The sequence below is a fragment of the Sphingosinithalassobacter tenebrarum genome (assembly GCF_011057975.1).
Classification (GTDB): domain Bacteria; phylum Pseudomonadota; class Alphaproteobacteria; order Sphingomonadales; family Sphingomonadaceae; genus Sphingomonas; species Sphingomonas tenebrarum.
Genome location: NZ_CP049109.1, coordinates 1,750,046 through 1,763,062, shown reverse-complemented (window position 1 = coordinate 1,763,062; position 13,017 = coordinate 1,750,046). Strand labels below are relative to the sequence as shown.

The window sequence follows — 13,017 nt, the reverse complement described above, 5'->3', positions numbered from 1 at the left end:
TCAAATTCTACGGATGACGGGGGCCGATCACCCCGGTATAGCGAGCCGATCCGCTGGCGCTTCGCGCCGTTTTGCTGATCTGTCCAAAGGCTTTGCTGGCATCGCATGAAATCGATCGATCGCTATATGACGCGGCTGATCGCGGTGCCGTTGATTGCAAATCTGGTGATCGCATCGATGCTGCTGGTGCTCGATCGCATCCGCATCCTGCTGGAATTCGTCGCGAGCGAAGGTGGTCCGGTCAGCGTCGTCTGGGAAATGCTCGCCAATCTGTTGCCCGAATATCTCGGGCTCGGCATTCCGATCGGCGTCCTGCTCGGCATCCTGCTCGCCTTCCGGCGGCTGGCGACCAGCAGCGAGCTGGACGTAATGCGCGCGGTGGGCATGGGATATGGCCGTATGCTGCGCGTACCGTACATGTTCGCGATCGTCCTAGCGCTGGTCAATCTCGCCATTGTCGGCTTCATCCAGCCCAAGGCGCGATACGGATATGAGCAGCTTCGCTACGAGCTGCGCTCGGGTGCGCTCGGCGCATCGATCAAGGTCGGCGAATTCACCAGTTTCGGCGACGCGATGACGCTGCGTATCGAGAAGAGCGAGGATAACGGACACAATCTGTCGGGCATCTTCGTCCATGCCGTGCCGCGCGTGGGCGAATGGCTCGCCGTCACGGCCGAGCGCGGCCAGTTTCTGCGCACCGACGATCCCGACGTCATCATCTTTCGCCTGACCAACGGCACGCTGACTCAGAAATCGCAGGATTCGCCGGTACCGCGCGTGCTCACTTTCACGGCCCACGATCTGCCGATCGACCTGCCCAAATTCGAGAATTTCCGAAGTCGCGGCGGGCGGAATCTGGAGCTGACCATCCCCGAACTGTTCGCGACGGGGGGCGATCCCGGTGTCAGCCAGGAGGAACGAAACACGAGCCGCGCGGCGCTGCATTTCCGGCTCGTCGAAGTGGCGACGATGCTGCTCTTGCCGATGCTCGCCGCCGCGCTGGGGATTCCGCCCAAGCGATCGACATCGGCGCTCGGCGTGTTCCTGTCGATCGTGATGATCGTCACCTATCACAAGGTCAACGAATATGGGGAATCGATCGGCAGCCTCGGCCTGGTCGATCCGGTGATCGCCTTGTGGGGGCCATTCGCGCTGTTCGCAGCCCTGGTATTCTGGATGTATTATCAGGTCGCCTATGTTCCCGGCGGGCAACCGATCGGCGCGCTCGAAAAGGCGTTTGAAAAGATCGGCAAATGGCTGCTCAGCCTGTTGCCCGGGCGGAGGAAATCGACGTGAGCGCGACCAATTTCTTTCCGTCGCGCACGATGTCGCTTTACATGGCGCGGATGTTCCTGGTGCGCAGCTTCGCGGTACTCGCGGGGCTGGTGCTGATTCTGCAGACGCTCGATCTGCTGAGCGAATCGGGGCGCATCCTTGCCGATCCCAATAACGGAGATGCCGAAGTCTGGCGTTACGTCAGCCTGCGCACGCCGCAGATCATTGCGACCTTTCTGCCCTTCTCGGTGCTGCTTGGCACCGTGATCACGCTGGTGACGCTCAACCAGAATAGCGAAGTCATCGCAATGAAGGCTTCGGGCCTGTCGGCGCATCAGGTGCTGGCGCCGCTGATCGTCGCGGGACTGTTCGTCGCGGGAATTTCCTTCGCATTCAACGAACGGATCGTGGCTCGCGCCACCGCCACGCTCGATCAATGGAAGAAAGTCGATTATGGCGACATGCCGATCGATCGCGGCAATCGGGCCAATGTCTGGGTGCGATCGGGCGAGAATCTGATCGAAGTCGACCAGATCCGCAACGAGCAGAGCAACACGCAGCTTTACGGCATTACCGTGTACGAACGCGGCGCCGGCAGTCTCAAGTCGATCCTGATGGCCGAACGCGGTCAACGGGTAGGCGATAGCTGGCGGATCACCGATTCCCGTCGCTTCGATGTCGCCAGCGGAACCATGAGCGAAGTCGGCACTACCGCAATCGCGCCGGGGGTGACACCGGATCAGTTCACGCTTTCCTCAGTCAATCCTGACGGGCTTTCCTTCTTCGAATTGCGCGACGCCATCGATCAGCTCAGGGCCGTAGGCCGCCCCACCAAGGCGCTGGAAGGCAGCTTGTGGCACAAACTGTCGGGGCCGCTGTCGGCAGTGCTGATGCCGCTGCTCGGCGCCGTCGCGGCGTTCGGCGTGGCGCGATCGGGCAAGCTGTTCATCCGCGCGGTGATCGGAATGGCGCTCGGTTTTCTCTATTTCATGGCCGACAATTTCGCGATCGCGATGGGGAATCTGGGCGCCTATCCGCCCTTCCTTGCCGCCTGGGCGCCGTTCCTGCTCTTTCTGATGATCGGCGAGGCGCTGCTGCTCAAGACAGAAGAATAGGGGCGGAGCCGCCCGGCCCCACCCCTTCGCATGACTATCCCGTCCGCGCGCTTATCTGCCGTCGCGCGGCTTCATCGTGTTGTTGGCGAGCCGGGCCATCAACCCCGAGAGCGTCGGGTAGCTGGCCTTGTGATAGGTCGATTCGAGCCCTAAGGCTTCGGTAAGGCGGTAGTGCGCCTGAGTCAGCGAATGATAGGGCAGGCTCGGCAGCAAGTGATGCAGCGCGTGATAGCGCAGCCCGACCGGCGCCCACAGGTACGGCAGGAACGAAGGCGGCGGCACGTTGACGCTATCGAGGAACTGCGCCGTCACCGTCAGCGGTTCGCCTTCATTCTCCCACAGATGCGCGACCAAGGTGCGGACCTGATTGATCACCGCAACGCCCGAGATCACGCCCATATAGATGGCGAAGGCCTTGAGCGGCAAAATCCCCGTCGCGACCAGCGCGATCACACCGATCGCCCAGATGCTGCAGATCGTTTCCTGAAACGCCCATTGGCGGCGGAATTCGCCGGTCGGCGCCTTGCGTTCATAGCCCGGGTTGATCTGCAGCCCCGAATATTTGGCGACGACCACGCGACGCAGCTTCGGGAAGATCAGCGAGAGGGGCGTCAAAATGCCGAAGCGGATCAGCAGCCCGACCGGCATCAGCACCGAAACCAACAGGAAGATCGGCAGCGTCGACGGCTTCATATGTGCAAGCGGCAGATATTCGGGATCCTCGGCCGTACCGTAGCGCGTGCGCGAATGATGGATCGCGTGAATGCCCTCATACATGAACGAAGGCAGCATCATCGGCATGCCGACAAGCACGTTCCACCCCGTGCGGAAACCCGGCAGCAACGAATGCTTCACATGCGTGATTTCATGGATGAACAAGGTCGCGCGATACAAAGCCAGGATCGACACCACCCCGGCGAGCAACGCCCAGCCGACATTCGGCGCCAGCACTGCGCCGACCAGCGCGGCATAGCCGATCGCCGCCGAAACCAGACAGTCGGTCCAGTAGAGCCACTGCTTGGGCTTTTGCAGGTCCCGCGTCAGTTCCGCCGCGGCACGCATCATCTCGCGATCATCGGCGACGCCCGAAAGGCGAATGCGCGGCTCCCGCACCTCGCGCGTCGGCGCATCGGCGGGCTTCAAGGCAAATGTGTCGGTCATTGTCTGCTACTGCCATCAGATAGTGGCTAGATGTTGGCATGCCAGTTGCGGAATGCCACCGGTGCGGCCGCATTCCCCTGCGCATGTCGGCGTCGCTTGACAAGGCACCCTCAAGGCAGGACTGCATTGCGCAAAATCAATGCATTTCCCCTACGAGGTTGCCTTGCCCGCCAATATTGTCGTCCGCCCCGTTTCCGGCAAGCGCGACACCAAAGCCTTTATCGATCTGGCCTTTCGTCTGAACGCGAACGATCCCCATTGGGTGCCGCCGCTCAAGAGCGAAGTGGCCGGAACCATCGATCCGAAAAAGAACGGCTGGTTCAGCCATGCCGAGGGTCAGCTGTTCCTTGCCGAACGTGACGGCAAGACCGTCGGCCGCATCTCCGCACATATCGACACGCTGGCGCTGGAAATGCCCGCCGAGCAGGGATTCGGACCAGGCACCGGCTTCTGGGGCATGTTTGAGGCAGAGGACGAAGCGACTGCACAGGCGCTGATCGCACAGGCCGAACAATGGCTAGCCGGCAAGGGAACGACCCGCGCGCTGGGGCCGGTGAGCCTTTCGATCTGGGAAGAGCCCGGATTGTTGGTGAAGGGGCATGACCACGCGCCGACCGTGATGATGGGGCATCACGCGCCGCAATATCGCGGTTGGATCGAAGGCGCCGGCTACGCGCCGACCAAGAAGCTGCTCACCTATGAACTCGACATCACCAGGGAATTTCCGCCGGTGGTGCAGCGGATCGTCAAGTCGGGCGAGAAGAATGCGCGTATCAATGTACGCGAGGTCGACAAATCGAATTTCGATCGGGAAGCCGAGATCATCCTCGCTATCCTCAACGACGCCTGGTCAGACAATTGGGGGTTCGTCCCCCTCACTCCGCCCGAGATCGACGATGTCGGCAAGAAGCTGAAGCCGATCGTGTTCAACGATCTGATCCGCATCGCGGAGCTCGACGGCGAGCCGGTGGCGTTCATGATTACCCTGCCCAATCTCAACGAAGCGATCGCGCCGCTCAAGGGCAGCCTGCTGCCCTTCGGCTGGGCAAAGCTGCTGCTGTGGCTCCGCAAACCCAAATCGCGGACGATGCGCGTGCCGCTGATGGGCGTGGTCAAACGACTGCAGAGCTCGCGGATGGCGAGCCAACTGGCTTTCATGATGATCGAATATATCCGCCGCTCGGCCACCGCCAACTATGGCGCGGAACGCGGCGAGATCGGCTGGATCCTCGACGACAATCAGGGAATGATCGCGATTGCCGACGCGATTCAGAGCCAGGTGAACCGGGAATATATCGTCTATCAGAAGCCGATCGGATGAGGAACGGGGCGGCCCGGCTGCTCGCCGGGTCGCCCCTCCGCTCATTTCCGGGACGGTTTGAGCGGGTCGAACCCGTCCTGTGCGATCCACTGCGCGCGAGTCTTGCATGTCTTCCGCGCGAGCCGCGAGCCGGTGTAGCGATTCTCGACACAATAGCGGCGCGAATCGGCTTCGGTCGGCTTGGGCGTGGCGCCCGCCGACGGTGTTTGTGAGTTGCCCGGCGCGGCCTGCGGGCGCGCCCCTGCCGGGGCCGCCACGATGGTCGCCGCGATCAGGCCAGCCATGATCGCTCCGCCGAGGCGCGTTTTCTTCGATGTCATGCTGCATCTCCTCTCGTCACAAGGCAGCCGCGAAAACCCCTCGCGCCTGCATCCGACGAACTGCATGCACCGTGCCAAAGTAGCTTATCGTGCATTTTCATATGGTTACAATTTAGTACGATTCGTACCAATTGCCAACTTGCGGGACTATCCCCCGATATTGGGCGAAGATCGCGAAACCCCCGCCGCTCGCTTCAGCGCAGCCGTACCCAGGTCGGCGCGTGATCGCTCGCCTTTTCCCGAGCGCGATATTCCTTGTCGACGCCGGCATCGACAAATCGGTCGGCGGCTTGCGGACTGAGCAGCAGATGGTCGATACGAAAGCCGTTGTCGCGCTGCCAGGCGCCCGCCTGATAGTCCCAATAGGTCCAGATCCCGCCCGCCGGAAAGCGCGTGCGCAGCGAATCGGTCCATCCTTGCGCGAGCAGGCGTCGATAGCCCTGGCGTGATTCGGGCTGCATCAGCGCGTCATTCGCCATCGCCTTGACCGAAAAGACATCGTCATCATTGGGAATGATGTTGTAATCGCCCGCCAAAACAACCGGCTTTTCCTCGGCAAGCAATTCGCGCGCGCGCGACTCCAGCCGCTCAATCCAGCGCAGCTTGTAATCAAATTTGGGGCCCGGCTGCGGATTGCCGTTGGGCAGATAGATGGACGCGACGATCACGCCGTCGATTTCCGCCTCCAGATAGCGGCTCTGCTCGTCCTCGGAATCACCGGGCAGGCCGCGCTGCCGCTCGATCGGATCACCCCCGCGCGCAAGCACGGCAACGCCGTTCCAGCTCTTCTGGCCGTGCCAGATCAGGCCGTAGCCTGCTTCGCGCAGATCATTCGCCGGAAAGGTTTCATCCGACGATTTCAGTTCCTGAAGACAGGCGATATCGGGCTTCTGCTCGTCGAGATATTCGAGCAGCCGCGGCATCCGCGCCTTGATGCCGTTGATGTTGAAGCTGACGATTTTCAACGGTCGCGCAACCGGTCAGACCGCAAAGCTGGAACCGCAGCCGCAGCCCGCAGCAGCATTCGGATTCTCGACGCGGAACGCCGCCCCGCCCAGCGATTCGACATAGTCGACGCTGCACCCGCGCACCAGATCGAGGCTCACCGAATCGACCACCAGCCGGACGCCATCGGTCTCGGCAACAATATCGTCACCTTCGATCCCATCGGCAAAGCCGAACTTGTATTGAAAGCCCGAACAGCCGCCGCCTTCCACGGAGAGGCGCAGGATAGCCGGCTTGTCCTGCTTTTCGGCGATTGCCGCCACGCGTGCCGCCGCGGCGGGCGTCAGGGCAATTTCGGTTTGGGCGGTTGCCGTCATACCAACTCAGATAGTGACGCTTCCCGAATACGGCAACCGGGCGCGGACATAGTGCTCGCGCCCGGTGCTTCTCGATCTGCCAGCTGCTTATTCGGCTTCGGCCGGGCCGCCCACTGCGTTTTCGCGGCCGCGAGCCTGCAGATCGGTCAGATACTCGCCGGTGTGCAGGAACGGAACGGGATTGACCGCCCGACCGTCGACTCGGACCTCGTAATGAAGATGGCTGCCGGTCGAACGACCGGTGGACCCCATAAGGCCGATCAAATCGCCGCGATGCACCTGTTGATTGTCCTTCACCAGGATCTGCGACAAATGGCCATAGCGGGTTTCGATGCCGCGGCCATGATTGATCTCCACCAGATTGCCGTAGCCGCCGGCGCGGCCGGCGCGCGAAATGATGCCGTCCGCAGTCGCATAGACCTTGGTTCCGACGGGACCGGGAATGTCGATCCCGGCATGCATTGCGCGCGTGCCGCGGAAGGGATCCGAACGCACGCCGTACCCCGAAGTCAGGCGAACATGATCGACCGGGCGGAGCGACGGCACCGAAATCACGGTCTGTTCGAGCGTATCAAGCTTCTTCCAGGTCATGAACAGCGACCGGAACTGCGCATCGGCATCGGCTTCTGTGCCTTCGGGATCGTCGGTAGCCGGCTCATAGGGGCCGCCCATTGCTTCCACATCGACAAAGCGGTCGGGATTGAGCCCCAAGCGGCGAAGATGGTTGGCGGTCTGCTCGAACCGCGCCTCGCCCGCAGCGATTGCACGCTGTGCGAAGGCGCGCTGCCGCGTTTCGATGCGGCGCAGCGGCGCGAGCACTTCGTCGGTCATCGCGCTGGTTTCGGGAGCGTCGGGAAGCGGCCGGCTGAGTTCGTCAGCATCGCCCTTGCCCGAAAGCACTGCGGAAATCAGGCGCTGGCGCGCCTCGACGCGGGCGGCATGGATGCGCGCGGCTTCCTTGGCCGCGGCGATATCCGCCTGCATTCGCATCACCTGCTGGCGCATGTCGGCCATCTGCTCTTCGGGCGAGCGTGCCGCGGAAATTCCCGAAACGGCAATCGCGTCCGCCGTCGCCTGCGAAACACCATAGGCCGAGAAAGCCACCGTCAGCGTAGCCACACAGGCGAGAAACGCCTGGGTACGGCCGGCGATGCTGAAACGCCGCAGGTCGCGACCGTCATGCAGAATCAAATCGCGCGTCATGAACAAGGCGCGGAACCGTTTGAAGAGACCCGCGTTGTGTTGTTTCGAAGCGTTTGCCATGCGTTCCCCGGTGGTACCCCGCAGACATTCCCGGGGACCCGCCGGAAACGCCTGCCAAATGATCAGTCTGCCCGCGACAAAGCCCCCTCGTCGCCGGACGCCTTAACCTATGGGAAATTTTCGCCGTCGTGCGCAAGCGCCGCATAGTATTCTCGCGTCAAACCGGCTGCTTGGCGCGCTGAATCGTTGAACGGAGGCTTAACGATGCCTCGAAAATGCCGCGCAACGAGGTCTCGCCAGACCGCTTGCGGCGCAATTTCGTTACGCGCACAAGCGGATTCGAACCATTTCGTTCCCGAACCGACATGCCGTATCTCGTCTTTCAGGATCCGGTGGAGGATTCTGGCGGTCGCGCTGTCGCCGGCAGCTTCGAACCGACTGATCGTCGCCGGCGTGACATCGAGCCCGCGTGCCTCGAGCACCATCGGCACGACGGCCAACCGCGCCATCACGTCTCCAGCCGTCTCTTCCGCCGCTTCCCAGAGACCGGCATGCGCCGGTAATGCGCCATAGTGGCTGCCCATGCCGCGCAGCCGCCGATCGAGCAGCGCGAAATGCATCGCTTCATCCGCGCCCACCGCGATCCAGTCGTCGACGAAACCGCGCGGAAACGCCCCGCCGAATCGACCGAGCATGTCGAACGCGAGATCGATTGCGACAAATTCGATGTGGGCGAGCGCGTGCACGAGCGCGACCCGCGCGCGCGGCGATCCCGCCCTTCCCCGCTTGGGCATGCGATTGGGCGGCAGAAGTTCGGGCCGTTCGGGCCAGGCGGGACGCTCCGGCATCGCGACATCGAAACGATGCGCGAGTTCGCCGCGCCGCCACCGGCGCGCCGCCAGCCGCGCGGTCTTCACCTTTTCGGCCGGCTCGGCGGTTTCGAGAACCGCGCGCGCGGCCTCGGCGATACTGTGCATCAGCTGTTCGCCAGTTCCTTCACTGCCTCGAGCACTTCAACGGCATGGCCGGGAACCTTCACCTTGCGCCAGGCGCGCACCAGCTTGCCGTCGGTGTCGAACAGGAAGGTCGAACGGTCGATTCCCATATAGGTCTTGCCGTACATCTGCTTCTGCACCCACACACCGAACGCCTCCATCGCGGCGCCTTCGGCATCGGTGGCCAGCGGTATCGTCAGGTCGTATTTGGCGATGAATTTCTGGTGCTTGATCGCATTGTCCTTCGACACGCCGAGAACACGCGCTCCGGCAAGCTGGAATTCGGACAGTAGCGCACTGAAATCCTGCGCCTCGCGCGTACAGCCGGACGTGTCGTCCTTGGGATAGAAATAGAGGACGAAAATTTCGCCCGCCGCATGATCCTGCAACACCAGCGGCTGATCCTCGCCATCGGTCAGCGTCACTGCAGGAATCCGGTCGCCTTCCTCAATCGCCATCTGCGTCATTCTCCATCGGATTCGCGCCGGACCGCGGCCCAGCATTGGCGCACCTCCTGCCGTGTCGCCTCGAGCGACGCAACCGCGGCTTCCCAGCTTTCGGCCCCGACGGCGTGCGCGAGCAGTTTGCGCGTCGGCGGTGAAGGCTCGTCGCAATCGGGCGCTACCAGCCGCATCGTCACCAGCAGTCGCGAAAGAAAATCATGCGCCTCACGCAATCCGCGCGGCAACAGGCCCTCGCCGATCAGCGCGTCGATCGCGTCGCCCAGATCGGGATCGAGCGCCGTGTGACGCGTGAGTTGCAGAACCTGAACGGTGAATTCCAGATCGACCAGGCCGCCGTCGAGCAGCTTGACGTCCAACGGCCCCGAGGGCGGCTTGTGCGCCGCCATCTCCCGGCGCATGCGCGTCGCATCGGCGGCGATATCGCGCTCGGGCCGCGCTCCGTTCAAAACACGGTTGATGATCTTCGCGGTTTCGGCCCGCGCCGCATCCGAGCCGAAGATCGGACGCGCGCGTGTGAGCGCCATATGCTCCCAAGTCCAGGCGCTTTCCTCCTGGTATCGACGGAACCCTTCAAGCGAGACGGCGAGCGGCCCCTGCGCACCGGAAGGGCGCAGCCGGGTATCGACTTCATAGAGCGGCCCCGCTGCGGTCGGGGCCGACAAGGCACTGCTGATCCGTTGCCCGAGCCGATTGAAATAGGTGACCGCACCGAGCGGTTTCCGGCCGTTCGATTCGGCCGAATAATCACCGGTGAACAGATAGACCAGATCGAGGTCGGAGGCATGGGTCAGCGCGCCACCGCCCATCCGGCCCAGTGCGAGTACCACCAGTTCGCAGCCCGGCACCCGCCCGTGATCGGCTTCGAACTCGGCGACCGTCGCTTCCGCCAGCACGTCGATCGCGGCCTCGGCAACGCGCGCATAGCCTGCCGATACTTCCAGCGGGTCACTGACCCCGGCAACGATCTGCGCCCCCAGCGCGAAGCGGCGTTCGCCTACGATACGACGGACATGATCGAGCAGCCACTGATAGTCGCTGCCGGGTTCGCGCCGCGCCATTTCCGCCGCCAGCACCTCGGTGGCGGGCATCGGATCGAGCGCGGTGGCATCGATCAGCCCGTCGAGCAGTTCGGCCCGACGCGCCAGCGCTTCCGAAAGCGTCGGTGCATGGCTGAGGATCGTACTGAGCAGCCGCGCAAGCGCAGGTTGCGCCTCGAGCAAACGAAAGAAATTGATCGCACTGGGCAGCCGAGAGAGCAGCGTATCAACCCGCGCAAGCGCCGCGGCGGGCTCCGGCGCATCGGCGAACGCGTCGATCATCCCCGGCAACGCATCCTCCAGTGCGTCGCGCGCAGCGCCGGTGCGCAATGCCGGATATCGGCCGCTGCGCCATTTCTCGATCAGATGCAGCGCATTGGGTACATCGGCGAAGCCGGCGTCCGCGAGCCGCTTTTCCAGCCCGGTTCCCTGCGGCAGCCTTGCCGTTTCCCCGTCATCGTCGACGAGCCCGTCATAGATGCGTCCGACACGCTCGACCTGCGGGCGGAGCTGTTCGAGCAGCGCTCGCCCGTTCGCCACGCCGTCCAGCGCCGCCACGCGATCGAGCGCCTCGGCGTCCTCCGGCAGAATATGGGTCTGGCGATCGTCAATCATCTGTGCGCGATGTTCGATCCTGCGCAGAACGTCATACGCCGCCGCCAGTCCGCCCGCATCATAACCGTCGATCCAGCCGGCATCGGCCAGCGCGGCAAGCGCGCGCAAGGTGGCCGGGACGCGCAGACCAGGATCGCGCCCGCCGTGGATCAACTGGTGGATCTGGGCAAAGAATTCGATTTCGCGGATGCCGCCGCGTCCCCGCTTCAGGTCATAGCCCGGCCCGAAGCGCTGCGTCTGGGAATAATGGTCGCGGATTCGGTGGGAGATCGCGCGTATCTCACGGATAGCTCCGAAATCGAGCGCGCGCCGCCATATGAAGGGATGAATCGCCTCGAGAAAATATTCGCCGAGCGCGCGATCCCCGGCAGCGACGCGCGACCGGATGAACGCCGCCCGCTCCCAGGCCAGTGCCTGCGATTCATAATAGGAAATCGCCGCATCCACCGGCAGCGCGATGGGCGTCGCCTCCGGCGACGGACGCAGCCGCAGGTCGACGCGGAAGACATAGCCGTCGGCATCGCGGGTCTGCAGCAGTTCGACGACGCGGCGCCCGACACGCATCGCCGCCTCGCCCGGTTCCTCGCGCGTGCGGCGCGGGAGCGTTTCAGGATCGGCCAGGAAAATCAGATCGATGTCGGAGGAATAATTGAGCTCGCGCCCGCCTAGCTTGCCCATTGCGATCGCTGCGAAGCCGCGCGGCTCCGCATCCGGGGTCCTTTCGAAGATGGCGGTACGGATGGCCCGGTCGAGAGCATTATCGGCAAAGTCGCTGAGAATCCGCGTCACCTGCATGAGATCACAGGCGCCGGAGAGATCGCATAACGCCGTACCGAGTGCCACGCGCCGTCGCTCGATCCGCAATCGAGAGGCCATCGGCGTTTCGGGAGCGATGTCCTGCGCAGCGACAAGCAGCGGGTCGCGCCGAAATGCGTCGACATTTTGGGTGATCTGCGGCTCCCTGGCCAGCAGGCTGTCCAGAAACGGCGCATTCCCCCGGGCGCGGCTCAGGGCTGACTCAAGCCTGTCGGGCGGAATCACAACCGTTCCTTCTTGTATGCGCGCAAAGTTTTTTTGCCCCTGTCAAGCAACAAATTTCGAACATATCGGTTTTAATCTATATGGTTGGAACGCACCCTCGATCGTCCCCGGAGGCCTCCCCGAGTTATCGGGTTGAAGCGCCGCGCGCGAGCGACGCAATCGGAACTGCGCTACGCGACGCCTATGACCGCGATCTGGGGCTGCCCGATGACATGGCTGCCTTATTGCGGCGCCTGAACAAGGAAGGCCAAGCCCGCTTCACGCCCTGAGATGTTAGAAAAGGCGAAAGACGACTGCGTTTCGCATTCGCCTTTCCCGCTTCTATCGATCCCGACTGAGGTCGTCGACTTCACTCAGAATGGTATCTAGGGCGCTGCGCCCATCGCCGGCATCGCCGTCACGGCGCGACGGCAGTTGTCCATCGTTTAGCGTATTTTCGAGCGCGACGCGTCCTCGCGCGACGCGGCTCTTGATCGTACCAACCGCAACGCCGCAAATTTCGGCCGCCTCTTCATAGGCGAAACCGCCCGCCCCCACCAGGATCAACGCCTCCCGTTGCGGCTGGGGAAGATGCAGCAATGCCCGCTGCATGTCGGAAAGTTCGACATGACGATCCTGGCTGGCCGGCGCGGCGAGCAGCCGGTCGGCAACCATATCATCCCATTCGCCCTTGAATCGCGAACGCCGCATCTGGCTCAGATAAAGATTGCGCAGGATGATGAAGGTCCAGGCACGCATATTGGTGCCGGCCTGGAAGCGTTTGCGCGCGGCCCATGCCTTGAGCAACGTTTCCTGAACCAAATCGTCAGCAAGATCGCGGCTGCCCGAAAGAGACCGCCCGAAGGCGCGCAGGTGCGGAATCACCTGGGCCAGCTGGTCCTTGAACTCGGGATCTGAAAGCGCGACGTGCTCGGTCTTTTCAACCGATTCCTCATTGGAAGCATCGTCGGACTTGTCGGACTGCGTCATTCGATTCCGTTCATTAGCTGGACCGGAGCCATCAGGCTTCACCACATAAGGCGGCGGAGCGACTTTGCCAGGGGTAGCACCCTGGGCGCTTACCAGCCCCACCACAATACACCCATCATCACTATCACGATGAGAACCATCGAAAAGGTCAAGATGTAGCGAGTCATTCCGGGCGTGGC

Annotated in this window: 12 protein-coding genes; 3 read left to right on the top strand and 9 right to left on the bottom strand. The window is 63.0% G+C overall.

Annotation, left to right across the window (positions count from 1 at the left end):
* The first annotated feature begins 105 nt into the window (after nt 1-105).
* Together lptF and lptG are read left to right on the top strand one after the other, a co-directional pair.
* Complete coding sequence (gene lptF / locus G5C33_RS08650) at nt 106-1,296, top strand: LPS export ABC transporter permease LptF (RefSeq protein ID WP_206518660.1); 1,191 nt, start codon at nt 106-108, stop codon at nt 1,294-1,296.
* Nucleotides 1,254-2,390: an LPS export ABC transporter permease LptG gene (lptG, locus tag G5C33_RS08645; RefSeq protein ID WP_228275253.1), complete on the top strand. Its 1,137-nt coding sequence runs from the start codon at nt 1,254-1,256 to the stop codon at nt 2,388-2,390. Before lptF ends, lptG begins: the two co-directional genes overlap by 43 nt.
* 51 nt (nt 2,391-2,441) lie before the next feature.
* Here lptG and G5C33_RS08640 read toward each other — a convergent pair whose 3' ends face one another.
* Nucleotides 2,442-3,551, bottom strand: coding sequence for a fatty acid desaturase family protein (locus G5C33_RS08640; protein ID WP_165326839.1), 1,110 nt, complete (start codon nt 3,549-3,551; stop codon nt 2,442-2,444).
* 139 nt (nt 3,552-3,690) lie between these two features.
* On the opposite strand from G5C33_RS08640, the gene G5C33_RS08635 reads away from it, so the two are divergent.
* On the top strand, nt 3,691-4,872 hold the full coding sequence (locus tag G5C33_RS08635) for an N-acetyltransferase (protein ID WP_165326838.1): 1,182 nt from the start codon (nt 3,691-3,693) through the stop codon (nt 4,870-4,872).
* A gap of 41 nt (nt 4,873-4,913) precedes the next feature.
* Here G5C33_RS08635 and G5C33_RS08630 read toward each other — a convergent pair whose 3' ends face one another.
* From G5C33_RS08630 to G5C33_RS08595, 8 genes are all read right to left on the bottom strand, one after another.
* Nucleotides 4,914-5,192 carry a hypothetical protein gene (locus G5C33_RS08630; RefSeq protein WP_165326837.1) on the bottom strand — a complete coding sequence of 93 codons (279 nt, stop codon included), beginning with the start codon at nt 5,190-5,192 and terminating at the stop codon, nt 4,914-4,916.
* Nucleotides 5,193-5,386: 194 nt separating this feature from the next.
* Entirely contained in the window at nt 5,387-6,157 is a 771-nt protein-coding gene (xth, locus tag G5C33_RS08625) for an exodeoxyribonuclease III (RefSeq protein WP_165326836.1), read from the bottom strand.
* A 15-nt stretch (nt 6,158-6,172) separates the two neighbouring features.
* Nucleotides 6,173-6,514 (bottom strand): iron-sulfur cluster insertion protein ErpA, encoded by a 342-nt coding sequence (erpA, locus tag G5C33_RS08620; protein ID WP_165326835.1) that lies wholly within the window; start codon nt 6,512-6,514, stop codon nt 6,173-6,175.
* An 87-nt stretch (nt 6,515-6,601) separates the two neighbouring features.
* On the bottom strand, nt 6,602-7,717 hold the full coding sequence (locus G5C33_RS08615) for a M23 family metallopeptidase (protein WP_228275252.1): 1,116 nt from the start codon (nt 7,715-7,717) through the stop codon (nt 6,602-6,604).
* A gap of 167 nt (nt 7,718-7,884) precedes the next feature.
* Nucleotides 7,885-8,694 carry a ferritin-like domain-containing protein gene (locus G5C33_RS08610; RefSeq protein WP_165326833.1) on the bottom strand — a complete coding sequence of 270 codons (810 nt, stop codon included), beginning with the start codon at nt 8,692-8,694 and terminating at the stop codon, nt 7,885-7,887.
* Nucleotides 8,694-9,179 carry a peroxiredoxin gene (locus G5C33_RS08605; RefSeq protein ID WP_407698068.1) on the bottom strand — a complete coding sequence of 162 codons (486 nt, stop codon included), beginning with the start codon at nt 9,177-9,179 and terminating at the stop codon, nt 8,694-8,696. Before G5C33_RS08605 ends, G5C33_RS08610 begins: the two co-directional genes overlap by 1 nt.
* Nucleotides 9,176-11,866, bottom strand: coding sequence for a bifunctional [glutamine synthetase] adenylyltransferase/[glutamine synthetase]-adenylyl-L-tyrosine phosphorylase (locus tag G5C33_RS08600; protein WP_407698080.1), 2,691 nt, complete (start codon nt 11,864-11,866; stop codon nt 9,176-9,178). Before G5C33_RS08600 ends, G5C33_RS08605 begins: the two co-directional genes overlap by 4 nt.
* Before the next feature lie 324 nt (nt 11,867-12,190).
* Complete coding sequence (locus G5C33_RS08595) at nt 12,191-12,838, bottom strand: sigma-70 family RNA polymerase sigma factor (RefSeq protein ID WP_165328780.1); 648 nt, start codon at nt 12,836-12,838, stop codon at nt 12,191-12,193.
* Between the last annotated feature and the right edge of the window lie 179 nt (nt 12,839-13,017).